Source organism: Acrocarpospora catenulata (assembly GCF_018476525.1).
Taxonomy (GTDB): domain Bacteria; phylum Actinomycetota; class Actinomycetes; order Streptosporangiales; family Streptosporangiaceae; genus Acrocarpospora; species Acrocarpospora catenulata.
Window position 1 is genome coordinate 1 of sequence record NZ_JAHCST010000083.1, and the last position, 26,213, is coordinate 26,213.

At 70.2% G+C, this 26,213-nt stretch carries 23 protein-coding genes; 13 read left to right on the plus strand and 10 right to left on the minus strand.

The window, feature by feature from the left end; genetic code table 11:
• Positions 1 to 123: 123 nt before the first annotated feature.
• On the minus strand, positions 124 to 723 hold the full coding sequence (locus KIP79_RS42310) for a class I SAM-dependent methyltransferase (RefSeq protein ID WP_308170199.1): 600 nt from the start codon (positions 721 to 723) through the stop codon (positions 124 to 126).
• 290 nt (positions 724 to 1,013) lie between these two features.
• On the opposite strand from KIP79_RS42310, the gene KIP79_RS42315 reads away from it, so the two are divergent.
• Positions 1,014 to 1,586, plus strand: coding sequence for a ferritin-like domain-containing protein (locus tag KIP79_RS42315; RefSeq protein WP_214110692.1), 573 nt, complete (start codon positions 1,014 to 1,016; stop codon positions 1,584 to 1,586).
• Here KIP79_RS42315 and KIP79_RS42320 read toward each other — a convergent pair.
• Positions 1,546 to 4,317, minus strand: coding sequence for an AAA family ATPase (locus tag KIP79_RS42320; RefSeq protein ID WP_214110693.1), 2,772 nt, complete (start codon positions 4,315 to 4,317; stop codon positions 1,546 to 1,548). The two genes, KIP79_RS42315 and KIP79_RS42320, sit on opposite strands and share 41 nt — an antisense overlap.
• Positions 4,318 to 4,891: 574 nt before the next feature.
• Here KIP79_RS42320 and KIP79_RS42325 point away from each other — a divergent pair.
• The 4 genes from KIP79_RS42325 (at position 4,892) to KIP79_RS42340 (ending at position 9,843) form a co-directional block, all read left to right on the plus strand.
• Positions 4,892 to 5,437 carry an RNA polymerase sigma factor gene (locus KIP79_RS42325; protein ID WP_214110694.1) on the plus strand — a complete coding sequence of 182 codons (546 nt, stop codon included), beginning with the start codon at positions 4,892 to 4,894 and terminating at the stop codon, positions 5,435 to 5,437.
• Positions 5,434 to 6,393 carry a hypothetical protein gene (locus KIP79_RS42330; RefSeq protein WP_214110695.1) on the plus strand — a complete coding sequence of 320 codons (960 nt, stop codon included), beginning with the start codon at positions 5,434 to 5,436 and terminating at the stop codon, positions 6,391 to 6,393. The genes KIP79_RS42325 and KIP79_RS42330 overlap by 4 nt, the downstream gene beginning before the upstream one ends.
• 225 nt (positions 6,394 to 6,618) lie before the next feature.
• On the plus strand, positions 6,619 to 7,053 hold the full coding sequence (locus KIP79_RS42335; RefSeq protein WP_214110696.1) for a hypothetical protein: 435 nt from the start codon (positions 6,619 to 6,621) through the stop codon (positions 7,051 to 7,053).
• Positions 7,054 to 7,248: 195 nt separating this feature from the next.
• Positions 7,249 to 9,843, plus strand: coding sequence for a S8 family serine peptidase (locus KIP79_RS42340; RefSeq protein ID WP_214110697.1), 2,595 nt, complete (start codon positions 7,249 to 7,251; stop codon positions 9,841 to 9,843).
• A gap of 166 nt (positions 9,844 to 10,009) precedes the next feature.
• Here KIP79_RS42340 and KIP79_RS42345 read toward each other — a convergent pair whose 3' ends face one another.
• Positions 10,010 to 10,936 (minus strand): alpha/beta fold hydrolase, encoded by a 927-nt coding sequence (locus KIP79_RS42345; protein ID WP_214110698.1) that lies wholly within the window; start codon positions 10,934 to 10,936, stop codon positions 10,010 to 10,012.
• Positions 10,937 to 11,020: 84 nt separating this feature from the next.
• Between KIP79_RS42345 and KIP79_RS42350 the strand changes: the two genes are divergently transcribed.
• Entirely contained in the window at positions 11,021 to 11,635 is a 615-nt protein-coding gene (locus KIP79_RS42350; RefSeq protein ID WP_214110699.1) for a TetR/AcrR family transcriptional regulator, read from the plus strand.
• 52 nt (positions 11,636 to 11,687) lie between these two features.
• Here the strand turns inward: KIP79_RS42350 and KIP79_RS42355 are convergent, their stop codons facing one another.
• The 3 genes from KIP79_RS42355 to KIP79_RS42365 are packed head-to-tail and all read right to left on the minus strand — an operon-like array spanning position 11,688 to position 14,596.
• Positions 11,688 to 12,896, minus strand: coding sequence for an acyl-CoA dehydrogenase family protein (locus KIP79_RS42355; protein ID WP_214110700.1), 1,209 nt, complete (start codon positions 12,894 to 12,896; stop codon positions 11,688 to 11,690).
• A 27-nt stretch (positions 12,897 to 12,923) separates the two neighbouring features.
• Entirely contained in the window at positions 12,924 to 13,778 is an 855-nt protein-coding gene (gene folP, locus KIP79_RS42360; RefSeq protein ID WP_214110701.1) for a dihydropteroate synthase, read from the minus strand.
• Positions 13,775 to 14,596, minus strand: a complete 822-nt coding sequence (locus KIP79_RS42365; protein ID WP_214110702.1) for a glycosyltransferase family 2 protein — start codon at positions 14,594 to 14,596, stop codon at positions 13,775 to 13,777. Before KIP79_RS42365 ends, folP begins: the two co-directional genes overlap by 4 nt.
• 28 nt (positions 14,597 to 14,624) lie before the next feature.
• Between KIP79_RS42365 and KIP79_RS42370 the strand changes: the two genes are divergently transcribed.
• Entirely contained in the window at positions 14,625 to 16,031 is a 1,407-nt protein-coding gene (locus KIP79_RS42370; protein ID WP_214110703.1) for a hypothetical protein, read from the plus strand.
• On the opposite strand, the gene KIP79_RS42375 is transcribed toward KIP79_RS42370, so the two are convergent.
• A complete protein-coding gene (locus KIP79_RS42375; RefSeq protein ID WP_250214762.1) occupies positions 15,995 to 17,467 on the minus strand; it encodes a helix-turn-helix domain-containing protein in 1,473 nt (490 codons plus the stop codon). The two genes, KIP79_RS42370 and KIP79_RS42375, sit on opposite strands and share 37 nt — an antisense overlap.
• A 359-nt stretch (positions 17,468 to 17,826) precedes the next feature.
• Between KIP79_RS42375 and aceA the strand changes: the two genes are divergently transcribed.
• From aceA to KIP79_RS42390, 3 genes are all read left to right on the plus strand, one after another.
• On the plus strand, positions 17,827 to 19,131 hold the full coding sequence (gene aceA, locus KIP79_RS42380) for an isocitrate lyase (RefSeq protein WP_214110704.1): 1,305 nt from the start codon (positions 17,827 to 17,829) through the stop codon (positions 19,129 to 19,131).
• A 104-nt stretch (positions 19,132 to 19,235) separates the two neighbouring features.
• On the plus strand, positions 19,236 to 19,733 hold the full coding sequence (locus KIP79_RS42385) for a SigE family RNA polymerase sigma factor (protein ID WP_214110705.1): 498 nt from the start codon (positions 19,236 to 19,238) through the stop codon (positions 19,731 to 19,733).
• The gene (locus KIP79_RS42390; protein ID WP_214110706.1) at positions 19,730 to 21,049 is read left to right on the plus strand and encodes a TolB-like translocation protein; all 1,320 of its coding nucleotides are present in this window, start codon (positions 19,730 to 19,732) and stop codon (positions 21,047 to 21,049) included. The genes KIP79_RS42385 and KIP79_RS42390 overlap by 4 nt, the downstream gene beginning before the upstream one ends.
• A 7-nt stretch (positions 21,050 to 21,056) precedes the next feature.
• Here the strand turns inward: KIP79_RS42390 and KIP79_RS42395 are convergent, their stop codons facing one another.
• Both KIP79_RS42395 and KIP79_RS42400 read right to left on the minus strand, forming a co-directional pair.
• Positions 21,057 to 22,523 carry a serine/threonine-protein kinase gene (locus KIP79_RS42395; RefSeq protein ID WP_214110707.1) on the minus strand — a complete coding sequence of 489 codons (1,467 nt, stop codon included), beginning with the start codon at positions 22,521 to 22,523 and terminating at the stop codon, positions 21,057 to 21,059.
• Between the two features lie 155 nt (positions 22,524 to 22,678).
• A complete protein-coding gene (locus KIP79_RS42400) occupies positions 22,679 to 23,662 on the minus strand; it encodes an alpha/beta hydrolase (protein WP_214110708.1) in 984 nt (327 codons plus the stop codon).
• 105 nt (positions 23,663 to 23,767) lie between these two features.
• Between KIP79_RS42400 and KIP79_RS42405 the strand changes: the two genes are divergently transcribed.
• Both KIP79_RS42405 and KIP79_RS42410 read left to right on the plus strand, forming a co-directional pair.
• Positions 23,768 to 24,163 (plus strand): hypothetical protein, encoded by a 396-nt coding sequence (locus tag KIP79_RS42405; protein WP_214110709.1) that lies wholly within the window; start codon positions 23,768 to 23,770, stop codon positions 24,161 to 24,163.
• Between the two features lie 63 nt (positions 24,164 to 24,226).
• Positions 24,227 to 24,865, plus strand: a complete 639-nt coding sequence (locus tag KIP79_RS42410) for a class I SAM-dependent methyltransferase (protein ID WP_214110710.1) — start codon at positions 24,227 to 24,229, stop codon at positions 24,863 to 24,865.
• On the opposite strand, the gene KIP79_RS42415 is transcribed toward KIP79_RS42410, so the two are convergent.
• Positions 24,859 to 25,386, minus strand: a complete 528-nt coding sequence (locus KIP79_RS42415; RefSeq protein WP_250214763.1) for a hypothetical protein — start codon at positions 25,384 to 25,386, stop codon at positions 24,859 to 24,861. The two genes, KIP79_RS42410 and KIP79_RS42415, sit on opposite strands and share 7 nt — an antisense overlap.
• Before the next feature lie 96 nt (positions 25,387 to 25,482).
• On the opposite strand from KIP79_RS42415, the gene KIP79_RS42420 reads away from it, so the two are divergent.
• On the plus strand, positions 25,483 to 26,085 hold the full coding sequence (locus KIP79_RS42420) for an MFS transporter (protein WP_214110711.1): 603 nt from the start codon (positions 25,483 to 25,485) through the stop codon (positions 26,083 to 26,085).
• The last annotated feature ends 128 nt before the right edge of the window (positions 26,086 to 26,213 follow it).

Sequence of the window (26,213 nt, forward strand, 5' to 3'; positions counted from 1 at the left end):
CCGCGGGCCCGTGGATCCCCGTCAACCCGGCACGACAGCCGGGCCACAACACTGACCCGATCACGCAATCAACGCTCAGCCGGACCATTCAACCGACCACGGGAAGATCACGAAAGATCCAGGCTAGGAGGCCACCGCGTACGGCCGCGCCGGGACACGTGGCCGCCGGCAGAAGTAGACGAACGCCGGTGGCAGGTTGGCCCACAGCGTCCGGCTGACCACGACCTCCTCGAAGCGCAGGTTCAGCGACCGCCGCAACCGGCGGGCGGGCCCGGCCCACCGCGTGTGGGTGTAGGCGAACGTGGTGAACGCGCCGTGCGGGGCGAGGGCGCCGGTGATGGCGGCCAGGAGATCGCCCTGCCGCTCGGCGGTGAACGCCGCCCAGGGCAGCCCGCTCACGATCACATCGGCCTGGTGGTGACCGCGTTCCGCCAGCGTCTCGGACAGCGCCCGGGCGTCGGCCACCGCGACCTCCACCTGCGGGTAGCGGGCGGCGAGACGCTCGGCGAACCGTTCGTTGACCTCGATCGCCAGGTGGTGGCCGCGGCCTGCCAGCCGCCGCTGGATGATCTCCGTGAACGCGCCCGTACCGGGGCCGAGCTCGACGACCAGCGGGCTGCCTTCCCGCGGCACGGCCGTGGTGACCAGGTCCGCCAGTGGCCCCCCGCTCGGTGCGACGGCGCCGACCGTGAAGGGGGCGCGCAGGAACTCGCGCAGGAACACCGAGCGGTCGCCGGATGTCCTTCCAGCGCCGTTGACAGCACGGTCGGGGTCCAAACCAGGTCGGGGCAGAGTTCCTTGCCGGGCAACGCCGTCATCGTGGCGTGAATAACCGTGACCTACGGCCATGGGATGACCTCCTCACTCGTGAAGCGTTCGCAGGTCAACTGTCGGCTTCGCCCGGCAGAGTCACATCAGCAATTCGACTCCCCTGGCGGCACGGGCCGGACGCCCCCACCGATTAGGTATTTCGACAGATGCCTCGCCTCGGCCGGTGCGCGAGCATCGGGTGCGTGACGAGGCTCCCTGGGGCGGATCGGCCCGCAACGCCGCTCGGCCGGCGTGAGATCCGCGACCGCGCCCTCTTCGACATGGAGGACGGGCCGGTGACGCCGTCGAACCGGGCGGAGCTGACGTCCGTCGCGCGCCTGCTCAACGCGCTGCTGGCGAGCCTGATCGTGTCCTCGTTGCAGTACGAGCAGCACGCGCTGCTCGTCAGGGCGCCCTCGCATCGAGCGGTCGCGACGTACCTCTACGACTGCTCCGATGCCGACCGCCGCGGCGCCCGGCTGCTCGCGGCACGCGTGCGGCAGCTCGGCTTCGCCGCCGACCACGACCCGCGCCATCTGGTCGCCCGCTCGTACGTCACCTTCCAGACCTTCTCCGACGACGACCTGGCGGGCATCGTCACCCAGGAGCTCATCGCCGTGCGAATCCTCGTGCAGACCATGCAGGAGGCCGTGCGATGGATCGCCGACACCGACCCGACCACGCGGCGCCTTCTTGAACGGTTGCTCGAGGACAAGGAGGCCCAGGCCGACGAGCTCAGCGCGCAGGCGGCCGCGGATCGCCGGAATACGCCGTGAGCGCGTCCCTGAGTCCCGCGCGCGAGGTGATGCCGAGCTTGGGGAAGATTCGGTAGAGGTGCGCGCCGACCGTGCGGTGCGACAGGTACAGGCGCTCGGCGATCTGCTTGTTGGACAGGCCGCCCGCCGCGAGTTGCGCGATCTGGAACTCCTGCGCCGTCAAGGCGGCAGGACCGCCCGACGGCAGGTCGGCCTGCCGGTAGCCGCTCGCGCGCAGCTCGCCCTGGGTGCGTTCCAGCCAGGGCCGCGCGGCCATGGCGGCGAATCCGTCGTGGGCCGCGAGCAGGTGGCGGCGTGCCTCGGACGCCGACCGGCCGCGGCGGAGCCTCTCGCCGAACGCGAGCCTGACCCGCGAGGCGTCGAACAACCACCGTTCCGTCGCGGGGGCGGCCAGCAGTTCCTCTAGCCTCGCCGACGTCTCGTCGTCGTCGAAGACGAGCGCCTGCGCGCCCGCCTGGATCAACGCCATCCTGGCCGACAGCCCGCCCACACCGGCCTCCCGCATCGCCTCGACGTGCGCCCTGGCCTCAACCGTGTGCCCGACCCGCACCGCCGCCTCGACCAGGTCGAACATGACCCAGGTGCAGTGCGGGACGTGCGAGGCCAGGACACCGGGCGGACTCATCGCGGCGGCGTGCCGCAGGGCGGCCTCGAAGTCACCCTCGCCCAGTGCGGCCAGGGCCCGTGGATGGTGCGCGAACAGCGCCGCGGCCGACACCCTGCGCGGCAGCGCCCAGTGGGTCATCTCGTCGGCCAGCGCGTACGCCTCGTCGAACCGGCCCCGGCCGGCGGCGATGAGCGCCTTGTTGTACAGGAAGTACCAGGCGAAGAACGAGAACCCGCTGGTGTCACAGACCCGGTGCCCCTCGATGGCGAGTTCCTCGGCCTCGTCCCACCGGCCGACGAGATAGTCGTCCAGGCACAGGTGCATCAGGGCGCCGATGTGCCGGCGCGGCGCCCCGCCATCGCGTCCTTGCTGGACCAGCCGCCAGCAGGACTCACGGCAGTCGCCCAGACGGTCCAGATAGACCGACGCCGTGCCGATCCGCATGATCCGCGTGGGATCCTCCTCCTCCGGCAGCGTGCGCAAGATCGCATCGATCGTCGGCAGCGCCGAAGCCGCGGTGCGTACCGGATCGGCGAACGTCCTGCCCGCCAGCGCGAGGACGTCGGGCGGCCGCGGCTCCAGCCTGCGCAGCGCCCGGTCGAACGCCTCCCAGTACGACGGGTCGCTGCCGTACCAGCACAACAACAGCAAGGTGTGCATGGCCTCGATCAACGCGGGGTTGTCGGCGCGGTAGCCGTGGTCGCCGGTCTCGATGGCCCCCACCAGGAGGCGGTGCGCGGTGTTCACGTCACCGTCCCCGTTGAGCATCAGGAAGGCGGCCGCGTTGGCGGCCAGGAGGGAGCCCGCGGAGTCCGGGTCCGCCCGGCGGGCGTCCATCAGCAGCGACCTGGCGTCGTCGATCGCGCCGCTCGCCTCCGCGCCGATGTAGGCCGCCTTGGCCAGCCGTCGGCCCCGGCTCGCGCTCGTCTCGCTCAGCTCGGCGGCGCGGATCAGAACAGTGATCGCGGAGAAGGCGTCCCCACGGAGCATCACCCGATGTGCCGACTCTTCGAGCAACTGCGCGACCATCTCGTCCGGAGCGACGGCGGCCGCCGCGAGATGCCACGCGCGACGCTCCCGGTTGCCTTCCAACACTCCGGCGAGGGCCAGGTGCGCGTTGCGGCGCTCCTCGTGGGTGGACATGGCCACGATCGCCGACCGGATCAGCGGATGCCGGAAGGCGATCTGGGCCGTGGCGTCGTCCACGCGCACCAGTTGCGCGCGCTCGGCCGGGGCCAGGTCCGCCAGACCGAGCGTGTCCCCCGCGGCGTCCCTGAGCACCCGGACGTCACCGCTGCCCTCGAACGTGGCCAGCAACAGCAGCCTGCGGGTCGGCTCCGGCAACTCGGCGATCCGGGAGGCGAACATCGCCTGGAGCCGGTCGCTGAGCGGAACCACCTCGGGTTGCGCCACCGGCTGCCGTAGCGCGCCCAGCAAGGTGGACGGCAGCTCCGTCAACGCCAGCGGATTGCCTTGGGCGAGGTCGAGCAGCCGCTGCCGGACCCGGGTCGGCATCTCGGGAAAGCTGGCCTCGACCAACTGCCTGGCCGCCTCGTCGCCCAACGGCTGCACGATCATCTCGGTCAGTCCCCGCGGGTCCAGCAAGCTCGCCGTCCCCGTTCTGGCCGAGACCAGCATGCCCGCCCGTTCCCCTGCCAGGCGGCGGGCGAGGAAACCCAGCACGACGGCGCTGGCCCGGTCGATCCACTGCACGTCGTCCACCAGGAGGACGAGCGGCACGTCGGCGGTGACCTCTTTGACGAGCAGGAGCGCCGCGTTGCAGACCAGCAGCGCGTCTGTCGGAGCGCCGACGCCGAACCCGAGCGCCACCGACAGCGCCGCCCCCAGTCCTGGCGGGAGGTGTTCGATCTGCGCGTGGACCGGCAGGAGAAGCTGATTGAGGCAGGAGTAACTGACGTCGGCTTCGAACTCCGAGCCGGACGCCCGCAACACCCGCAGGTCCGCGGCGGTCGCACGCTCCGCCGCGGCGGCCATGAGAGCGGACTTGCCCACACCGGGCTCACCCCACATCAGCCACGCCGCGCCACGCCCCCGGACGTCGTCGAGAAAGCCGTCGAGCCGTTCCAGGTCGGCACGGCGTCCGAAGAGTTCAACGCTTGCCATGGGCACCTCACGGCCGTCGGTTCCGTTCCACCCGACGCGTACTGGCCGCGCCGAGGTTCCCACAGCCAATTCGGCTTCACGACGAGGCAAACGACTGATCGCGTGGTTGTCGGGAGCATAACTCCACACACAACGGACACAGCAGTCATGTTTGCCCGTCGTCCCCAAGAAGGCAGAATCGGGCAACCCTTCGCGAGAATCGAGCAAGTACGGCGACAGCCGCGCCCAGCTCGTCGCGATCTTGGAGGCTGCCGCCACTGTCCGGGTGTTCGGCTGGCGGGCCCGGTAGGTAGGCGGCATGCCCCCGGGCAAAGGCGCGATCCAGAAGCGGGCAGAGCTTACGGAGCAGGGGCCTCGGAAGACGCACATGGAACGACAGTTCCGGCTCCGGCGCGGCTAAGCGAGGCCGCGTGCTCGCCCAGAACGCCCGGATCGGTATTCGGCATGCTCAAAATTTCTCTGCTCTGGCGAGAAATGATCGCTCGACTCCTTACATAGGCACAGGTGTCCGTAGGTCGCACTATCCAGGAGACGAGCATGGGGATGCCGAGGAGATCGGGCACGGGAATGGCCCGTGGATAACGCGCAGGCCAGATTCGAGGTCGTCTATCGGGAAACATATGGCCAGATCACGGCGTACGCGGCACGCCGCTGCGCGTCGCCGCAGGACGCGGCGGACGTGGTGGCGGAGACCTTCGCCATCACCTGGCGGCGGATAGGCGAGCTGCCGGACGGGGAGGAAGCCACGCTGTGGCTGTACGGCGTGGCACGCAAGGTGCTGGCCAACCACCATCGAGGCGAGTTTCGCCGCCAGGCTCGCAGTGTGCAGCTCGACGCCGAGATGGCCGACCTGTATGGAGCCTCACCCGACAGCGGGGTTGAGCTGAAGGCGATCGCGCAGATCTTCCAGACCTTGTCGGACGACGATCGCGAGCTGTTGTCGCTGGTCGCCTGGGAAGGCCTGGACCGGCAGGAGGTCGCCACCGTGCTCGGTCTGTCGCGCAACGCCGTACGCATCAGACTCCACCGCGCCCGCAGGCGCTTTGCTCGCGCGCTCGCCGAGGCGGACGTCCGCTTCACGTCAGAAAGCCGGTTGGTCCCGGCGGAGAGGCAACTGTGAAGAACATCGACGACATCGACGCGATCACGCGCAGGTTGGCGCGGGTGGAGCCGGGCCGGCCGGGAGGCCGCCCTTCCGACGCGGGGGCGCGGACCCTGCTGGCCTCGATCACCGCTGAGGAGCCTGGCCCGTCCGTGGCTCGCCCCCGCAGACACCGTCCCCGGCGGCTGGTCCTCGGGTTGGCGGGCGCGGGACTGCTCGCCGCGGGCATCGTGATGGTCCCGAGCCTGCTACAGAACGGCGTGTCGCCTTCCTACGCGGTCACCAAGAATTCCGACGGCGTCGTGTACGTCAAGGTCCGGGATTTCCGTGACGCCGCAGGACTGTCGAAACAGTTGAAGGAGCTCGACGTCCCCGCCATCGTCGATTACGCCCCTCCGGGCATGTGGTGCCGGGAACCGCGCGGGACCTACGTCCAGGACATCCCCGCCGGGCTGTACTCCGTGCCGGAGAACATTCCCGGCGAAGAGTCCGCCGGCGGCTGGCAGATGCGGATCGACACCAAGCTCTTCGAGCCCGGCCAGACCTTCGTCTGGACGATCGGAGAGGAGGGCACCAGCACCATCCTCATGAACGACCCGGTCGCGCCATGCGTCCTCGTACCCGACGACAGCCACCAGCCGAAGGTGTACGAGTCCGACTACCAGCTGGCCACCACGAAGGGCCGCTCGCTCGCTGGTCTTCGGGTGGATGAGAAGACCGTCGGCGAGGTCCTCCCCGAACTCAGGCAACGTGGATTGAAGATTACCTACGTCATCTTGGAGATCCCACCGGGAAACCCGGGCGGCTACATCGAACTCGGCACACAGACCACTCCCGTCGGCGACGACTGGATCGTCTGGGAGGCCGAGGAGTCCATCCGCAAGCCAGGGGAGATCCGCCTGCTCGTCACCGACAAGCGCTACGACAAGAACCCCATCTACGGCGGCCCACGCGACAACGTCATCCAGGAGTAGCGAACACCAACCTGTCCGCAGCCGCTCGGCCCCGCGGCCCCGTTCGCCCAGCAGGCCGCGGGGCCGCCGCAGCGAAGAGCGGGCAAGCCACTCCCGCCTGATACTCGACGACCACCAAACTGGAACCGCCGGTATTGCTCGAACGCTGGCCGTGCCAAGGTGGATCGGGCTCGGCGACGTGCCGTGTTAGCGGCTACAGGAGAATCGAAACTGAACCGTGTACGGGTGACAAGGGTGGAAGAGTTCTTCGGCAACCTGACCGGGTCGCTGATCGACCTGACGTTTCAGATGTTCGCCACGTTCTTTCTCGCGGCGGGGACAGCCCCCATCATCCGCGGCGAGTTCGGCCTTGTCCCGCTCCTTTTCCTCTGCGGCGGCCTGGCGCTCATGGCGTTACTGGTCCGGAGGGTCCTCCGCGTCACGTACATCCTCAGTCTGGGCACCCCGCGCGTGAACCTTCCCGTGAACACGGGATCGATCCCGTACTTCGTCTTGGACCTCGCCTGGCTCGCCTTCGGTGTGACCTGGCTGCACGGCTCACTGACCGCGCCTGCCTCCCTGGACCCCGCCTACGACTACGGCGGCCCGGCCGTCGTCCTGCTGGCCGCGCTCCCGCTGCTCTGCCTGCGCGTATGGACGCGCCTCCATCAGAAGCATTGACCGCGGGCGAACACCGGCCGGCCACGCTCACGCCGCGCTCCGCACCAATCCCAAGCGAGGGACCCAGCAGCGGCTGTTCTCCATGACCCGGCTGCCGTCAACCATGTCCCGGCATGGAACGGGATGGAACTGGATGTCCCGGGACGTCACTGGACGTCACGCCCTGATGGTGTGAGTCGATCACGGAGGAAAATCGTGTTACGTACAGTGATAGGCCTGGTACTGATGGGCAGCATGCTCGTCGTGCCGGGCGTGTCGGCGGGTGCGACGGCGCCTGATCCGGCCATCAGCAGGGACATCGAGGCGCTGCGGACGTCCAGGGACTTCGGCGCGGAGCTCGACGGCTACCTGGAGACGGCGGTGAAGGCGGTGGAACAGGAGGAGGAGTGCGAAGCGGCCACGGCGCTACAGTCCTTCGCCGACCAGGTGAGTTATACCGACGCCGCCCGGCAGGCGGCCCGGCTGCGTGGACGGGTGCTGGCCGTGCTGCCCGACGAGAAGGGGTGCGCGGGGCCGATCACCGTCTACGCGGACCCCGACAAGATCAAGGTCGGGGATCCGCTCCCCGGCGAGCAGGGCACCACGCGGCCGGTCGCCGCGCTGGTGGACCAGGAGGGACGGCGGTCGGAGTTCGTCGCCGACGAGTTGCTGCTGTCCACCGACGACGAGGCCGAACTCGACAAGTTCGTCGCCCGTTGGGACGGCAAGGTGCTGAACCGGATCGACGGGGGGCCCACCCCGACGTACCTGGTTCGGATCACCACGGAGCGGGCGGAGCCGGAGAAGCTGGGCGACCACCTGGCCGCGCTCAACGGCGACCAGCGGAAGGCGACCGCGCTCGCCGTCTCCGGCGAGCAGGGTCTCCGGTTGCTGGCGGCGGCCGCCGCGGAGGCCACCGAGAAGCTGGAGGTCGGCGTCAACTGGGTGTACGCGCCCACGGACTTCGCCGACCGCAAGACCACCGAGGCCGGCCACGGGGTGCCCGGATTCACCGTCGGCAGCTCGCTCTACACCCGGGACGCCTACCAGTGGTCGTACCTCTCCTCCGTCGGAGCGCAGGCGATCGGGGTGGCCGAGGCGTGGACGGTGCTCGACTCGATCGGGCGGCTGGACAACACCGTGGAGCTGGGCATCGTCGACCAGGGCTTCGCCCCGGCGGTCAACGGCGACCTGCCGGCCAACCCGGACATGGTGAGCGTGGTGGCGTCGACCGACCCCGGGACTCCGGGGATCCCGGGAGCTCGCTGGCACGGCACCCAGGCGGCGACCGCCGCCGCCGGCGTGCCGGACAACTTCATCGGCGGGGCGGGGCCGGCGGGGCCGGTCGCCCACCTGAACCTGGTCTACATCCCCTACACAACGGAGGGCATGATGGTCGGCCTGCACAACGCCAAGTGGATGGGCAGCAAGATCATCAACTTCAGCATGGGCATGTCCGTGCACTGGTCGATGGCGTGGACGCTACTGGTGCTCAACAGCCATTTCCGGCACGCCAGGGAGTCCGGCGTCCTGATCTACGCCAGCGCGATGAACGACGGCGAGGACGTGGACGCCGTGACGTGCTTCATCGGCTGCTGGGAGAGTGCCTGGCACACGCCCTGCGAGTTCGGCGGCGTACGCTGCGTGGGCGGACTGGACATCCAGAGCCGAAACCGGCACCCGAATTCCAACCACGGCGACGAAGACGTCGACATCTTCGCCCCCTACCAGCTCCTGCACGGCGCCGACCCCGGCTTCCCCGACCAGAGCACGGTCAGGAAGATCAATGGGACCAGTTTCAGCTCACCGTTCGCCGCGGGGGTCGCGGCGCTCGTCTGGGCCGCCGACCCGACCATGAGCGCGGACCGGGTGGACTCTTTGGTGATGAACCACCTCGGGTCCAGCAGCGATGCCACCGTGGGCAGGCGCGTCATCAACGCGCTGAGCGCGGTCCGCGACGCGCTGCCCCCGCTTGTGCGGATCACCACTCCGCACGACGGGCAGACCATCTCGGCGCTGACCCCCACCCAGTTCAAGGCCAACGTTTTCGACGACGGCCTCGGCACCCCCACGGTGACGTGGACCCTTAACGGGACCACCGTGCTCGGCCAGGGCACGTCGATCACCGCGACGCCGCCGCCGGGCACCTTCCAGGTCAGGGCCACCGCCGTCTTCCCCGGCGGGCAGGTCGCCACCGACCAGATCAACGTGACCGTGCAGAACCTGACCCCCGCGATGAAGATCACCGGACCGCTCGGCGGCGTCTTCGGCAGGACCGAGCCGATCCCGTTCCACGCGACCAGCCTGGACGACATCGGCCAACTCCCGGAGAACGCGGTCCGCTGGTACCTCGACGGCAGCCAGAACAGCTTCGCCACCGGCCACAACCCGGTGGTCCCGCTCGCCACCACCCCCGGCCAGCACACCGTCACGGTACGCGGGTGCGACACGTTCGGGCTGTGCGGCTCCGACACGGTCACCGTCTCGATCATCCCGGACTCGGCCAACCAGCCGCCCCAGGTCCGGATCACCAATCCGGCCAACGGCGCCAAGCTCTGGGTGAACGGCAACTCCAACGGGCAGTACTTCCACGAGATCACCCTGAACGCCACCGCGACCGACCCGGAGGGCGGCGCCGTCACCCTCGTCTGGAAGGACAACGGCACAGTGATCGGGACCGGTCCCAACCCGCAGGTCCGCCTGCTCGGCGGGTGCGGCGACGCCATCCACGACCTGACGCTGATCGGCACCGACGGTGCGGGCAACAGCCGTCAGGACACCGTCCAGGTCATGGTCTCCCTGGTCTGCTGAGCCCGGCCCCGGGTACGGCCGGCGGCGGCGCACCACGAGCGCGATGACAACGAACACCATAATCATCGCGCCAAGCCGCCGACCGGCCATACCCTCCGGGGACCGGTCAAGTCACGCTCCGGGAACCACCCCGCCCCCAGACGCGGCCTCAGGAACGAGGCAGCTCTCAGAGATCAACCTGGTGTTGCTCGTTCGCCGGGGTCTGGGCGTCCGGGGTCTGGGCGTCGATGAAGCGGAGGATGTGCTGGTTTACCAGGTCGGGGACCTCTAACGGGAGTCCGTGCCCGGCTTTGGGCAGGATGTCGACCTGTGCGCCGGGGATGAGGTCCTGGATCCTGCGCCGGGCGGCGGGGACGTCCAGCAGTGCGCTGCGCCCGGCCAGCAGCGCGAATGTGGGGACGGACACCGCGCGCAGTTCCTCGTCGGTGAACGGCCGGGCCGGCGGGCGGGTGGGTCCGAACGTGCGATACCCCATCATGATCGGCTTCATCAGCTCGGGGGGTGACAGGAGCGCGGCGTTGGCCAGCAGCCGTCCGAGCCGCGGACGGAACCGGCGCGGGGCAAGCATCGCCAGAGCTCCGGCGATCATGTTGAGGAAGAACTTCGCGGGCACCCTGCTCACGCCGCCCGGGTCCAGCAGGATGACGGAGGCGAGCCGTTCGGGGCCGTGGATGGCCTGGTTGAGGGCCAGCCAGCCGCCGTAGGAGAGTCCGACCAGGTGAACGCGGCGCAGGTCGAGCCCGGCCAGCACCTCGTTCACCCACCGGGCGTTGTCGGCCGAGTCGGCCACCACCGTGTGCTGCACGCTCCGCCCGGGGTCGTCGATGGTGTCGACCGCGATCAGCGGGTGCCGCTCGCCCAGCGCGGCGACCTGCGGGTACCAGGTGGCGGCGTTGGCGCCGGCGCCGTGCAGCAACACGACGGGATCGCCGTCGCCGGTTCCGTAGCGGTGCACGTGGACGGTGCCGAAGCTGGTTTCGACATCGGTTTCCCAACGCGGCCGGGGCCACAGCTCCATGGCCTGCTCGTACGCCCGCAGAAACTCTTGCTTCGCCTCCTCGCCGGTGAACCGCCCCACCTTGGTTCTGGTCACGTCGCCTCCCAAATCTTTGATACCGACGTATCAAAGCGATAATACACGTGTACCAAACTTTTCCGGGATCACAGAGGACAGGCGATGCCCAAACTGGCCGACCGCGATACACGGCACACCCAGATCCTGGAGGCGCTGCTCCGCGTCGCCGGCAGCCAGGGCCTGCACGCGGTCACCATGCGGTCGGTCGCGGCCGAGGCGAACATCTCCCTGCGCCTGGTGCAGTACTACTTCGAAACCAAGGAGAAACTCCTGCTCGCCGCGCTCGACCACCTAGCCGGGCGCCAACGCGAACGGATCCAGACCCGGGTACGCGACACCGACGCCCCCGACGACCCCCGGACGATCATCGAGGCCGTGCTGACCGAGTCGCTCCCGACCGACCAGGACAGCCGCACCTTCCACCTCGTGTACACCGCCTACGCGGTCCACGCGGCCACCGACCCCGCACTGGCCGCCCAGCCCTTCCTGCGCGCCCCCGACACCATGGAGCACTTCCTCGCCGACCAGCTCCGCCACGCCCAGCGCGACGGAACCCTGCCCCCACACCGCGACGCCCACACCGAGGCCGCCATCCTGCTCGCCCTCTCCGCAGGACTCGGCACCGCCGTCCTGCTCGGCCAACGCACCGCCGAGAACGCGACAACCGCGATCTCCTACCACCTCGACCACCTCGGCCTCACACGCCGACCGGCGTGACCCTCCGGGCGTCAATCTCGGCCATATGGGCTGACCTGCGTATCAAGAAAGGTCACCGTACTGGCAGGCCGGTGATGGCGCGACTGATGATCAAGCGTTGGATCTCTGAGGTGCCCTCGAAGATGGTGAAGATTTTGGCGTCGCGGTGGAAGCGTTCCACGGGGTGGTCGCGGGTGTAGCCGGCGCCGCCGAGGATTTGGATGGCCTGTTCGGTGACCCAGACGGCGGTTTCGCTGGCGGTGAGTTTGCTCATCGAGCCTTGGGCGGTGTCGAAGGGGCGGGCGTTGCGGGCCATCCAGGCGGCGCGCCAGGTGAGGAGGCGGGCGATGTCCACCCGGGTGACCATGTCGGCCAGGAGGAAGGCGATCGCCTGGTTTTCGGCGATCTTGCGGCCGAACTGGGTGCGGGTCTGGGCGTAGTCGAGGGCGTACTCGTAGGCGGCGCGGGCGATGCCGACGGCCATCGAGGCGACGATGGGGCGGGTGGTCTCGAAGGTGCGCAGGGCGCCCTGTTCGCCGGTGCGCCGGCCGGAGCGGGCGCGGTCCAGGCGGGCTTCCAGTTTCTCGGGGCCGCCGAGCAGGCAGGCGGCGGGCAGCCGTACGTCGTCGAGGACGACCTCGGCGGTGTGGGAGGCGCGGATGCCGTGTTTGCGGAACTTCTGGCCCTGGGAGAGCCCGGGGGTGCCGGGCGGGACGATGAAGGTGGCCTGGCCGCGGCTGCCGAGTGACGGGTCGACGGAGGCCACGACCAGGTGCACGCCGGCGATGCCGCCGTTGGTGGCCCAGGTTTTCACGCCGTTGAGCCGCCAGTCGCCGCCCGGCTCCTGGACGGCCTTGGTCCGGATGGCGCCGATGTCGGAGCCCGCCTCCGGCTCGGAGGCGCAGAAGGCGCCGACCTTGACGTCGGACGGCGTGCCGAACATCTCGGGCAGCCACTCCCCCACCTGTTCCGGGGTGCCTCCGGCGGAGAGCGCGGCGGCGGCCAGGCCGGTCCCGGCGATGGACAGGCCGATCCCGGCATCGCCCCAGAAGAGTTCCTCGAAGGCGATGGGCAGCCCGAGGCCGGATTCCTCGAACCACTGGGTGGCGAAGAAGTCGAGCGAGTAGAGACCGATCTTGGCGGCCTCCTGGAGCACCGGCCACGGGGTCTCCTCGCGCTCGTCCCACTCGGCGCCGGCGGGGCGGACCACGTCCCGGGCGAACTCGTGGACCCAGTCGCGGACCTCGCGGTTGTGCTCGCTCGGCTCGGGGTTGAAGCTCATCGCCAGCCTTTCCTCGCGCGTCGGCGATCACATGTTGTGGCGGAGGTGTACGGGGTCGCGCCAGCCGAGCATGGCCTCGGTCATCCGGACGGCGTCCACGGTCGCCCGTACCTCGTGGACTCGGACGATCCGGGCGCCCTGCAGGATGCAGAAGACGGCGGCGGCGAGCGAGCCGGGGAGGCGGTCGTGCTGCGGGCGGTCGAGGGTTTCGCCGATGAAGTCCTTGTTGGACAGGGCCACCAGGAGGGGGTGGCCGAGGGCGGCGAGCTCGGACAGGCGGCGGGTGATGGTGAGGCTGTGCAGGGTGTTCTTGTTGAGGTCGTGGCCGGGGTCGATGATGATCTTGTCGGCGGCGACGCCCGCGTCGAGCGCGCACGCGACCCGGGCTCGCAAAAATGATATGACTTCGGCGGTTACGTCGTCATATGTCGGGCGGGGGTGGCGGACCCGGGGGCCGGAGATGCTGTGGGTGACCACCAGGCCTGCCCCGGCCTCGGCCACCGCGGCGGCCAATGCAGGGTCGCTGACCCCGCTGGTGTCGTTGACCACGTCGGCGCCGGCGGCGAGCGCGTGCCGGGCCACCACACCCCGGTGGGTGTCGACGGAGATGACCGCGTCGGTGGCCGCGCGAACGGCGGTGATCAGCGGGGCCACCCGGTCGATCTCCTCCTCGGGGCTGACCTGCGGGCCGTCGGGCCCGAACGGCACGCCACCGATGTCCAGCCAGTCGGCTCCCTCGGCGACCGCGGCCAGCGCGGCGTCCACCGCCTTGTCCAGGGCGAAGGTGCGGCCGCGGTCGTGGAAGGAGTCCGGCGTCCGGTTGATGATCGCCATCACCGCCACCTGACGGTCGAAGTCGAAGGTCCTGGCGCCCAGCTTCATGTCCCTCCCCGGGGGCCGGCCGGCGGCAGTGGCGCCGCGGCGGCGGTCATCAGATGGCGGACGAATGCCTCACGATCTTTGTCGTGGCCACGGTAGCTGGCGATCGTCTCGGTGAGAGAGGCGACCCACTGGTCCCAGGCGGGCCGGTACTCGGGGTGCAGCCGCCCGGCGGTGACCGCGACGTCCAGGATCGCCCGCCCGATCTCCTGTCCCATGCCTGGTTTGTAGCGGAACCGCTGCCGGTAGACCCCGATCGGGGTGACGAGGAAGGGCCGCCGGGCGACGGCCGCCGTCAGGTTCAGGTACGCCTCCGCCCCGAAATCATCCGGCAGGCCCTCGGCCAGATCCGGCCGGACCACGCGGAACCCGCTCAACGGACGCCGCCCGAACCGCCCGTCCGCCTCGGGGAAGAGCACCCTCACCAAAGTGGGGTAAAGCGCGATGGTGTTGGCCAGAACCGGCTCCGGCGGCGGATCGCGGAACTCCCCGACGACCATCGCCAGCTCCGCCGGGCCGGTCAGAGCCGCCTCCCGCAGCAGCGACGGAATGTTGTCGGAGGTCTCGATGAGATCCGCGTCCAGATAGCAGATCCAGGGAGTGTCGGTGTTCTTGGCGGCGAGCCGCATCGCCGCGCCCTTGCCCAGCGGTCCCGGGACGACCTCGGCGCCGGCGGCCAGCGCCCGCGAGGCGGTGTCGTCGGTGGAGCCACTGTCCACGACCAGAACCCGGTCGCCGGAACGCGCGGCGGCCAGCGCCTGGGCCACCGCGTCTCCCACGGTCGCCGCCTCGTCGTGGGCTAGAATCGCGAAAGTGATCATTTATGATCCTTTACCCCCCGTCTGGACCGTGAGCTGGTTTCGAGGCTACGACCTGGGGGTCCTCTCCGATATTCCCCCGCCGGAACTCCTAGCCGCCGGCATGCGCCAGGACGCCGAGCCGTACGACGTGAGCGCCAACACCTTCTACGACCTCCAGTCCCGCCGCCTCGGCCACTTCGCCAGGGTACGGCTGGCGCCCATCCCCTTCGACGGCGTGCTCCGGCTCCCCCAGGGCGACCAGCCGGTCAGCGGCAAGGTCTCCATTCACATCCTGGCCCACGCGTCCGGGTTCGTCGTCATCCGCCCGACCCTCCTCGCCCAGCACGCCACCCTCCCCCGCGCGGCCGGCGCCGACCTCCTGCACCAGTTCGACCGCGCCTTCTGGGTGTACGACTACCCGCTCGCCTGGCACGTACCCGACAGTCCCGGACCGGTCACCGGCGGGGTGCGCAGCCTGATGAACTGGGTCTACCTCGACCTCACCGAACGGGTCAGGGGTCGGACGGGATCGCCCCTGCACACCTGGGCGGTGGAGGGCATGAAGGGCTGCGACCGCCTGCACGAGATGGCCGCGCGCGGGGAGATCGCCTACCCCTTCCCGGTGAGCTTCGGACCCCAGATCGAGCTGGTGCTCCCCCGCCTGGACCGCCTGGTCACCGAGGATCCCGTCCGGCACGCCCGGGCGGTCGCCCAGGCCCTGCTCTATCCGGGCGACCAGACGATCCCCCCGAATCCCGTGGGCTCCAACCAGCTCGACCCCGACGTCTGGTGGTTTCTCAGCGAGTCCCGCGCGCTCCTGCTCAGCTCGACCGGGCAGGTCGATCCCTGCCACGACACCGTGGACGCCGACCGTACCCAGCTGATGGAGTTCCTGGCGCTCCGCCGGACCACGTTGATGTGCGTGCAGCGGGACACCCAGCGGGTGCTCACCGAACGGCGCTCGGTGAGCCGGGCGCAGGTGGAGCGGTGGCAGCACATCGTGGCCAGCACCAGCGACGACTACGTGCTCGACTCCCGGATCGGCCAGTTGCTGGCCCCGCTGCTCCGCCACAACCTGGACGACGTACGCGTCCGGGACCTGACCGGCCTGGAAACCCAGGTGCGCCAGAACCTGGCCTGGTTCCAGCAGCGGATGGACACCCTCTCGGAGTGGACGGGCGGCCTGGTCGGGGCGGCGGTCGGCGCGGCGGCCATGGTGCTGAGCCTGCAGGAGGTGGTCAAGGTGCTGCTGGCCCGGGCCACCGGCGTGGAGGTGGAGAAGGTGCTCAACCACCACGGGGCCGTCTTCGCCGTGATCATGTTCGGGCTGGTCTGCGCCTCGTTCCTGCTCTCGCTGGCCGGGATCCGGCTGGTCACCTCGCGGTTGCGCCCGTTCCGCTTCCGGACCGGGCGCCGGGCTCAGCCCGCCGCGGCGTGGCGTTCCAGGAAGGCGTAGACGTCGGCCTCGTCCACGCCGGGGAAGGAACCGGGCGGCAGGGCGGCCAGCACGTGTGAGTTCGCGCGGGCGGACGGCCAGGCGTAGCCCTCCCAGCGTTGCGTCAGCTCGGTCGGCGGGCGGCGGCAGCATTCGCCGTTCGGGCAGTTGGACTTGGTCCGTACCGTGGTCTCGCGGCCGCGGAACCAGCGGGACTCGCGGAACGGCACGCCCAGGGTGATCGCGAAGTCCTTCGCCTGGGACAGGTCCACGTGCGCGACGCAGAAGTGGGTGCCGACCGGGGAGTCCGAATACTGGTGGTACGGGGAGTCCCGGTCCCCGGACTGGAAGACCCGCCGCCCCGACCACTGCCGGCAGAGCCGCTGCCCCTCGATGGCCCCCTGCTCGTCGGCGGGGAAGACGATCCCGTCGTTCTCGTACGCCTTGTAGATGATGCCCCCGGCGTCGTTGCGGACGAAGTGGCAGACCAGGTCCAGGTGGTGGGTGGCCAAGTTGGTGAACCGGTGGGCGGCCATCTCGTAGGAGACGGCGAAGACGTCCCGCAGGTCCTCCACCGACAGCGCCCGGTCCCGCTTGGCCTCCAGCAGGTACGGCACCGCCGCGGCCTCCGGCACCAGCACGGCGGCGGCGAAGTAGTTGGCCTCCACCCGCTGGCGGAGGAAGTCGGCGAAGTCGCGGGGTTTGTGGTGGCCGAGGGCGAAGTGCCCGATGGTCTGGAGCAGGATGGTCCGCGGGGTGTGCATCCCGAGGTGCTCGCGTTTGAGGTAGATGCGGCGGTTGCGGAGATCGGTCACTGAGCGGGCGGATCTCGGCAGGTCGGGCGCGGTGTGCACGGTGAACCCGAAGTGCGTCACCAGCGCCTGCACGGTGCTCTGCGAGAGCGCGCCCGTACGGTACCCGACGGCGGCCAGCGCCTCGGCGGCGGCGCGCTCGATCTCCTCGAAGTAGTTGCCCAGCTCCCGCTGCCTGCGGCGGAGCTCGGCGTTGGCGGCGCGAGCCTCCTCCGGGGTGGCGGTGCCCTTGGCCTGCCGGGCCTTGAGCTCCTCGTACAGGCCGAGGATGTGCTCAAGCACGTCATTGGTGATCTTGGCGGAGACCTTCAGCTTGGTCAGCCCGAGTGAGGCGTACAGCGGGTCGCGCTGGGCCTCCTCCAGGGCGATCTCCAACTGGGCCCGCCGGTTCGGCGCCTGCCGCCTGAGCAGCTCCTCGACCTGCACGTTCAGCGCGCCGGCCAGCGACTTCAGCAGCGACAGCTTCGGCTCGCGCTTGCCGTTCTCCAGCAGTGAGAGCTGACTGGGCGCGCGGCCGACCCGCTCGCCGAGCTCGGACAGGGTCAGCCCGCGCTGCCGCCGCAGGTGTTTGAGCCGCTGGCCGAAGGCGAGCAGATCGAGCTCCTGCGTCAAAGACAGCGGTTCTTCGCCGGTCAAGGAGGGCATGCATCGATCCTAGGCAGAATTTCACGCCTTCTTCCACCCTAGTGTGAGCGACTCCACACAACGCGCGACGGTACGCGCCACCGGGCCGGGTAAAACCCCTTATATCCGGACAAATCTGGCAGCTTGGAGTGACCTGGCTCACAACAATTGGTCTAGTCCACAGAGAAAAGTTGCCGTTTCTTCTTCGCTGAATACCAGACAGTCTTGTGAGACAAGAAAATTTGAGCATATTTCGAGCAACCTCGCCTTGCTGGATCTCTTGACGTCGACACAAACTCAAAACAAGCACCCAGGTGACGACGAGGCCCGCCGAACGGGATGTGCACCCAACCGGGCCGGCAACAAGGGAGTGAGTGGAGATGATGGTGGAACGCCTCAAAGCCGAGGCCGCCCAACTCCGGCATGACTGGGAGACCAACCCGCGCTGGGCCGGGGTGGAGCGGTCCTACCAGGCCGAGGACGTGGTGAAACTGCGCGGCTCCGTGCAGGAGCAGTACACGCTGGCCCGCCTCGGCGCCAAGCGGCTCTGGGACCTTCTGCACACCGAGGACTACGTGCACTCGCTTGGCGCGCTGACCGGAAACCAGGCGGTGCAGCAGGTCAGAGCGGGGCTCAAGGCGATCTACCTGTCCGGCTGGCAGGTCGCGGCGGACGCCAACCTGGGCGGGCAGACCTACCCGGACCAGAGCCTCTACCCGGCCAACTCGGTCCCCGCCGTGGTGCGCCGGATCAACAACGCGCTGCTCCGCGCCGACCAGATCACCTGGGCCGAAGGGTTCCAGGACGGAAACGGCGAGCCGCCCCCGCACTGGCTGGCCCCGATCGTGGCCGACGCCGAGGCCGGGTTCGGTGGCGTGCTCAACGCGTTCGAGCTGATGAAGGGCATGATCGTGGCAGGGGCCGCGGGCGTGCACTGGGAGGACCAGCTGGCCTCCGAGAAGAAGTGCGGGCACCTCGGCGGGAAGGTCCTGATCCCGACCGGCCAGCACATCAAGACCCTCAACGCGGCCCGGCTGGCCGCCGACGTCTGCGGGGTGTCCACGCTGGTCGTGGCCCGCACCGACGCCCAGGCGGCGACCCTGCTCACCAGCGACGTCGACCCCCGCGACCAGCCGTTCACCACCGGTGAGCGGACCGCGGAGGGCTTCTACCGGGTGCGCAACGGGGTGGACGCGTGCGTGGCGCGCGGCCTGGCGTACGCGCCGTACTCCGACCTGCTCTGGATGGAGACCGCCACCCCCGACCTGGACGTGGCCCGCGAGTTCGCCGAGGCGATCAAGGCCGAGTACCCGGACCAGATGCTCGCCTACAACTGCTCCCCGTCCTTCAACTGGAAGCGGCACCTGGACGACTCCACCATCGCCAAGTTCCAGCGGGAGCTCGGGCACATGGGGTACAAGTTCCAGTTCATCACGCTGGCCGGCTTCCACTCGCTCAACTACGCCATGTTCGACCTGGCCAGGGGCTTCGCCGACGAGGGCATGACCGCCTACGTCGACCTCCAGGAGCGCGAGTTCGCCGCCGAGCGCCGCGGCTACACCGCCACGCGCCACCAGCGTGAGGTCGGCACCGGCTACTTCGACCTGGTCAGCACGGCCATCGCCCCCGAGTCCTCGACCACCGCGCTGCGCGGCTCCACCGAGGAGGCCCAGTTCCACGACTGATCCCGACGGCCGCCAAGCCCATTGGCCCCGCCACACCGCAGGTCACCCCCAGGGACCTGACGGCTGATGTGGCGGGGCCAATGTCATGGATGCAACAGTTCGCCATGCCGAACCGTCCAGACGGTGTGGAAGAAGACGACGACTACGCGAGGTTCGCCCGGGACCGTGCGGACGCGCTGCTCCGGTTCGGCTACGTCCTGACCGGCAACCCGCACGACGCCGCCGACCTGACCCAGGAGGCCCTGGTACGGCTCCGCGCGGCCTGGCCTCGCGTCCGGCGCAAGAGCGACCCTGAGGCGTACGCGCGGACCACGATGGCCCGCCTGCACGTCAACGCCTGGCGATTACGCCGCCGCGAGCAACTGACCTGGAACCCGCCGGACCGGCCCGTCTTCGACTCCCCCGAGGACGGCGACCTGTGGGCGAGCCTGGCCACCCTGCCCAAGAAGCAGCGCACCGTCCTGGTGCTGCGCTACTACGAGGACCTCTCCGACGCCGCGATCGCCGACATCATGGGCATCTCCCGGGGCACGGTCCGCAGCCAGGCCGCCCGCGGCCTCGACAAGCTCCGCACCCTCCAGCCTTCCGGGAGCCCGCGATGAACGACCTCGAAGAACGGCTCCGGCGCACGCTCCGCACCGCCGCCCGGCAGCTGCCGCCCGCTCCCCCGGAGCTGACCGCCCCCCGGCGGCGCTTCCGCTTCGTCTACCCTCTGGCCGCCGCGGCCACCGCCGCCGCGACCGTGACGGCCGCCGTCCTCTTCGCCCCGGGTACGCCCGGGGGAGACGGCACGATCACCGCCCGGCCGCCGTCGGCCACCGCCGGGCCGTCGCGCTCGCCCGAGGTGGAGTACCCCCCGCCCCTCGCGGAGGTCTGGCCGGACGCGGTCCGGGAGATCCCGAACCGGCTCCCCAACGGCAAGAAGTTCCACGCGCTGCTCTTCCTCGACGACGGCAAGCTGCTCGTCAACACCGAGGCGAGCTTCGAGAAGGCCGACATGCTCGCCTCCTACGACCTGGCCACCGGCGAGACCAGGGAACTGGTCAGGGTGCCCACCCTGCCCAAGACCACCATGTACGCCTCCCACTTCACCACCGGGGAGGGGCGCATCCTCTGGGTGACCGCCCGCCGCGACGGGGGGCGGCACATCGCCGAGATCTGGTCCGCGCCGGTCACCGGCGGCCAGGCAACGGTCCTCGGCACCGTCGACGACGACAGCCGCGGCGAGAGCGGCTCGATCTACAACCTGACCGTCGCCGACGGCGCCGCCTACTGGTCCAAGGGAGGCGACGGCGGCCTCTGGCGCCTCCCCCTCGACGGCGGCGCGCCGCAGCGGGTGCCCGGCACCGACGGCTACCACCTGTACGCCTACCCGTGGCTGGGCCGGCCCGACGAGTACGCCGCCGGCGGCGAACCCGCCTTCGGCGAGTTGCTCAACTTCAGGACCGGCGAACGCCGTCAGTCCGGGATCGACGTCCGGGAGCCGGAGAAGGTGGAGGTCGAGGACAGCAACGGCCAGAAGCGGGTGGTCTCCCGTCAGGACGAGCGATCCTCCTGGTGGAGCTGCGGTCTCACCCGCTGTGTCGGCCAGCAGAACGAACCGGAGGAGGCGGCCGTCCTCCAGCTCCGGGGCAACCCGGAGCGCCAGGTCATCCCCCACCTGTCCGTCATGGGCCCGCCCGCCATCGCGCTCGACCGTTTCGTCCTGCTCGAGCTGAAGAGCGACCTGGCATCGGGATCGCGAATGATGGGCCAGGTGATGGTCGACCTCGAAACCGGCAAGACCGCCGACCTCGGCCTGCGCCCGGCCGAGGACGGCACCTTCAGCTCCACGGCGTTCCAGGGCGGCGACACCGACATGTACGCCTACGGGCTGAACGGCAAGATCGTCATCGTCAACCTGAAGGCCATCCGGTAGGCCCCGCTCACGGTGACGGCGACGGGGACGGCGAGGGGGACGGGCTGGGCGACGGGGACGGGGAGGGCTGCGGGGACTCCTCGTCACCCCACTGGGGCTCGGTGGTGATACCGCCCGTCGGGATGGGACTGCGGGTCGGGGACGCCGAGGGGGCCGCCGTGTTCGACGGCGGCGGCCCGGTCTCGGTGGGCGGGGCCGGGGAGGGGAACATCGAGCTCCACGGGTCGTCCGGCGTCTCCCCCGCCGGGGGAACGGTCCGGGTCGCGGTCACGGTGACCTGCACTCCGGCCGTGGGCCGCCCGTCCACGATGGGCCGCGAGGTGCCCAGCACCCCGGGCACCAGCGTGCTGTCCTCCTCGGGAATGACCAGCGGGATGGCCGCCGGCGGCTCCGCCACCCCCTCGAACCGCGCCGCGCCGCCCTCCGCGGCCGCGATCACCGTCATCGCCGCGATGGACACGGTGGCCAGCGCCGCGAACCCCGCGTGCGCGGTCCCCAGCGGCTTACGCGCCCGGCGCCGCCGCTTCCCCGTGTCCACGGGCGCGAACTCGACGGACTCCCCCACCGGCGCCGGCTCGGGCGGGTACGGCACCGGCTGCCAGATCTCCTCCAGCACCGAGGCCACCGCCACCCGGTTGTCGGAGGCCAGCCCGATCCCCCCGGCCACCAGCAGCGCGGCCAGCAGCTCCGCCGCGTCGGGCCGCTCGGTGGGCTCCTTGCGCAGCGCCGCGGAGACCGTGTCCCACAGCAGCTTGGGCACCGCCGCCACCCGGGGCTCCTCCACCAGGATGCGGCGCATCACCACCTCGGGCTCCCCTGACCCGAACGGATGGTGCCCCGTGGCCGCGAACGCGACCAGGCAGCCCCAGGAGAAGATGTCCGAGGAGGGCAGCGCGTGGCCGCCGGTGAGCCGTTCCGGGGCGACCCACCCGGGGCTGCCCATCACCTGCCCGGCCTGCGTGTGCGCGGCCAGCACGTCCAGGTCCCTGGCGATGCCGAAGTCGATCACGAAGGGACCGCGCGGCGAGAGCAGCACGTTCCCCGGCTTGAGGTCCCGGTGCACCAGGCCCGCCTCGTGCGTGGCCAGCAGCGCGGCGGCCGTGCCCAGGGCCACGCCGTACGCCAGGTCGGGGGTGAGCGGCCCGCGGGCCGCGATCACCTGGGAGAGCGCGGGCCCCGAGATGTACTCGGTGACCAGGAAGGGCCGATCCTGATCAAGCCCGTGCTCCAGCACCGCGGCGGTGCAAAAGGGAACAACCCGCCGCGAAAACGCCACTTCTTCCTCAAAACGCGCCCGCAGCACCCGATCCGCCAGGTGCACCGCATGGGGCGTCTTCAGCGCGACCAGCCCGCCATCGGGATGTTCCGCGAGATAGACCACACCCATCCCACCGGTGCCCAACCGCCCCAGCAGCAGGTACCGCCCAATGATGACCGGGTCCCCCACGGAGAGCGGCCGCACACCGGGGGGCATGCCACTCCGAAGCCCAGCTCCACGCGCCATAGGCCAACTGTGCGGCGTTGGAACGCGCCAAGGAGGTAACTAGTCACAGTCGGCATGACAGGTAAGGCCACTGGCACCTCAAGGTAAGAATTCCCAGGTCGCAGCGGCCACAGCCGTCACAGCACTCACGCGGCGGCGGCGTCTGACTCCATGGTCTCGACGGCCTCGACGAAGCCGCGAATATGCCCGAAGACCAGTCGGGCTTCGGGCACGATGTCGGCCAGCAGGGCGAACACGTGGGGCATTCGATTCCACTCCTCGTACCGTACGGGGACGTCGGCCTTGCGGGCCTGCTCGGCCACCCGGTAGGCCTCGGCGCGCAGGACCTCGGTGGAGCCGGTGACGATCATGAGTGGCGGGATGCCGATGTAGTCGCCGTAGACGGGGGAGACCAGGGGGTCGGTGGAGTCGAGACCGGCGGTCCACTGGCGGGCCAGCCAGTCGACCCGGCTGGCGGGGAGCATGGGGTCGGCCCAGCGGTTGGCGCTGCGGGGAACGTCGCTGAGGTCGGTCCACGGGGACAGGCAGATGCCGGCGGCGGGCAGCGGGAGACCGGCGTCCCGGAGGGAGAGCAGGGTGGCGAGGGTGAGGTGGCCGCCGGCGGAGTCACCGGCCAGGATGATGCCCTCCGGCTCGTGGCCACGCTCCAGCAGCGCCCGGTAGGCGGCGAGCGAGTCGGCCAGCGAGTCGGCCAGGGTGTTGACGGGTCCCTGGCGGTAGTCGAGGGCCAGCACCGGACGGCGGGTCACCATGGACAGTCGCCAGGTGATCGGCCGGTGGGTCACCGGGGAGCCGATGAAGTAGCCACCACCGTGCAGGTAAAGCACGACTTTGCCCTCGTCCAACTCCTCCCCGCCACGCACCCACTCGCCGGGGCAACCCCCCAGGTCATCAGGGGTGATGGTGGTGCCGGTCGGCATCATGCCCGGCAACAGGCCCGGGACCCGGCCGCCGAAGGCGATCAGGCGCTGGGCCACCACCAGGCTCATGCTGTGGCGCAACAAGACCGAGGAAATAGGCTTCATCGTGCCGCGCAACAGCCCGTTACACGCGGCGGCCTGCCAGCTGACGGGGTACGTGGGGCGTACGTCAACGTTGATGTCGTCCATGCAGACCTCCCTAATAGGACATTTCCCCACAAACAGTCATATCTACCGTGGGGTAGGTAACCCATGGCTTACAGCCGTGTTACAAATCGGAAATAGGAGCGTGACTTGGCCGGTTACTCGGGCACCCCGCTGCCGCGGAAGCTGGGCATCAAGCCCGGCCACCGGGTGCTGCTGCTCGGCGCCCCCGCGACCCTCGCCGACCAGGGCGTCGACGGCGACCACGCCGACGACGGCGCTCCCGAGCCGTACGACGTGATCCTGCTCTTCTGCCCCGATCTGGCCGTGCTGCACGAGGGCTTCCCCGGCGCGGCGGCCAGGCTGGCCAGGAACGGCGGCCTCTGGGTCTGCTGGCCGAAGAAGTCCAGCGGCGTCCCCACCGACCTCACCGAGAACCCGGTCCGCGACTACGGACTGGCCAGGAGACTCGTCGACAACAAGGTATGCGCTGTCGACACCACCTGGTCCGGGCTGCGCTTCGTCTACCGGCTGGCCGACCGCTAGCACACGCGCCCGCGCCTGGCACGCCGTAGCTTCGAAGCGAAGTCACGGTAAAGGAGTTCTCCGATGGGTCGTGGGCATCCTCGGTACGCCCGGTATTACGCGCGGGTCAGCCCGGCGCTGGAACGCAGCCTGGCCCCGCACCGCCGGGCCCTGCTGGCGGGGCTGTCCGGGCGGGTGGTGGAGGTGGGCGCGGGTAACGGGCTCAACTTCCCGCACTACCCGCCGGCGGTCACGGAGGTCCTGGCCGTCGAGCCAGAGCCCCTGCTGCGTTCCCTGGCGGAGGCGAGCGCCGCCCGGGCGGCTGTCTCGATCAAGGTCGTGGACGGCGTGGCCGAGGACCTGCCCGCCGGGGACGCCTCGTTCGACGCCGCGGTCACCTGCCTGGTGCTGTGCACGGTCACCGACCAGGCCGGGGCGCTCGCCGAGCTCCGCCGGGTCCTGCGTCCGGGGGGTGAACTGCGGTTCCTTGAACACGTACGGGCCGAGAGCGCGGGCCGGCGGCGGGTTCAGCGGGTGCTGGACGCCACGGTGTTCCCGCTGCTCGTCGGCGGGTGCCACTGCGGCAGGGACACCGCCGCGGCCATCGAGGCCGCCGGGTTCACGATCGGCAGGGTCAAGCGGCTGGGCACGGCGGACACCGGGATCCCCTTTCCCTCGGCGCCCCAGCTGCTGGGCGCCGCCACGTCAGGGTCCGCTCAGTAGTACTCCGGCTGGGTCTCCTCATACTCGTCGTCCTCGTCGCGGGCCGGGCCCGACCAACGAGACGGCATGAGCACGGGGACGAACAGGGCGATGCCCAGCAGGCCGTAGACGCCGTTGCCGAGCAGGGTGAGCATGCCCTGGCCCGCCTCGGCGATCTCCTTCTGGACCGAGGCGCCGGCGGGGGCCAGTTCGGCGGCGCGGCTGACGTCCAGCGCGTACACCACCGTCCAGGCCAGCAGGACCATGGACGGGATGAAGGTGGCGACCGGGGAGATCCGGCCGGAGAGCACCAGGCCGACCAGCAGGCCGAGCACGAGCATGATGCCGAGGGCGATCAGCATCCGGGTGTCCCGGCTCGGGTCGATGTTCTCGGTCATGCCCCGGTTGGACTCCCGGGTGGCCCAGCCACCCCCGAACAGCAGGGCAGCGGCGACGATGACGCCCACCAGCAGCCCGAAGATGTGCCGCATGTCCACCACCTCGTCCGGGAACGCCCGGAGGAGCGTTCGCGTCGGCCACATTAGCGACAAACCTTCTGAAAAGGCACGCGCCTTGACGAGAAAGATCTTTTCCCTGCTCTCCAACACCGTGCCCGGTGCGTGAGAAGATGACCAACCGTGTCCCCCCATCCGCACGACAGGCCCGACGAGCCGGCCGATCTGCCGTTCCGTCTGGTGAGATCTGCGGCTTTCGCCACGGTTTGCGTGCTGCTCGCGGCGCTGGGGCACCGGCTGGCCGGTGGGGACGGGCCCACCACCTGGGGGCTGACCGTCGCCGGACTGGCCGTCTTCGGCTCCGCCGCCGCGCTGGCCGGGCGGGAGCGCTCCCCCGCGCTGATCGCGGGGCTGCTGCTGGCGGCCCAGGCCGGGCTGCACGAACTTTTCAACCACGGCGCGACCGTCAAGGCCGTGCTCGGCATCGGGCTCACCGCCTCCGGTGGGCATCACGGGCAGGGCCTGGGGATCACGATCGGCATGCTGCTCGCGCACCTCACCGCGAGCCTGGTCACCGCCTGGTGGCTGGCCCGGGGAGAGAACGCGCTCTGGGCGCTGCTGCGCCGGGTGGGCGCCGCCGCCCGCGGTCTCGTCCGGCTGCTGGACGCGACCGCCCCGCTGGTCCTGGCGCCGGTCGTTCCGGTACGCGCCGAGCAGGCACCGCGTCCGCGACGCGGCCAACTCCGGCACACGCTGGTCAGACGGGGTCCTCCACTACCCGCCTGAACCACACCGTCGGGACCAGGTCCCGAAATTTCCCTGCTCAATGAGAAACCCGTCCCATAGACAGCCACATGGCCTCCGACCAGGCCACTCACTGTTGCGGCTGTCTTGATCACGACTTTCTCATTGAA

Bases quoted from the DNA above. Each gene is read 5' to 3' on its own strand.
- KIP79_RS42320 (WP_214110693.1), bottom strand. From the start codon at position 4,317: ATGGCAAGCGTTGAACTCTTCGGACGCCGTGCCGACCTGGAACGGCTC.
- KIP79_RS42350 (WP_214110699.1), top strand. From the start codon at position 11,021: ATGCCCAAACTGGCCGACCGCGATACACGGCACACCCAGATCCTGGAG.
- KIP79_RS42355 (WP_214110700.1), bottom strand. From the start codon at position 12,896: ATGAGCTTCAACCCCGAGCCGAGCGAGCACAACCGCGAGGTCCGCGAC.
- folP (WP_214110701.1), bottom strand. From the start codon at position 13,778: ATGAAGCTGGGCGCCAGGACCTTCGACTTCGACCGTCAGGTGGCGGTG.
- KIP79_RS42365 (WP_214110702.1), bottom strand. From the start codon at position 14,596: ATGATCACTTTCGCGATTCTAGCCCACGACGAGGCGGCGACCGTGGGA.
- KIP79_RS42375 (WP_250214762.1), bottom strand. From the start codon at position 17,467: ATGCCCTCCTTGACCGGCGAAGAACCGCTGTCTTTGACGCAGGAGCTC.
- aceA (WP_214110704.1), top strand. From the start codon at position 17,827: ATGATGGTGGAACGCCTCAAAGCCGAGGCCGCCCAACTCCGGCATGAC.
- KIP79_RS42385 (WP_214110705.1), top strand. From the start codon at position 19,236: ATGCCGAACCGTCCAGACGGTGTGGAAGAAGACGACGACTACGCGAGG.
- KIP79_RS42390 (WP_214110706.1), top strand. From the start codon at position 19,730: ATGAACGACCTCGAAGAACGGCTCCGGCGCACGCTCCGCACCGCCGCC.
- KIP79_RS42395 (WP_214110707.1), bottom strand. From the start codon at position 22,523: ATGCCCCCCGGTGTGCGGCCGCTCTCCGTGGGGGACCCGGTCATCATT.
- KIP79_RS42400 (WP_214110708.1), bottom strand. From the start codon at position 23,662: ATGGACGACATCAACGTTGACGTACGCCCCACGTACCCCGTCAGCTGG.
- KIP79_RS42410 (WP_214110710.1), top strand. From the start codon at position 24,227: ATGGGTCGTGGGCATCCTCGGTACGCCCGGTATTACGCGCGGGTCAGC.
- KIP79_RS42415 (WP_250214763.1), bottom strand. From the start codon at position 25,386: ATGTGGCCGACGCGAACGCTCCTCCGGGCGTTCCCGGACGAGGTGGTG.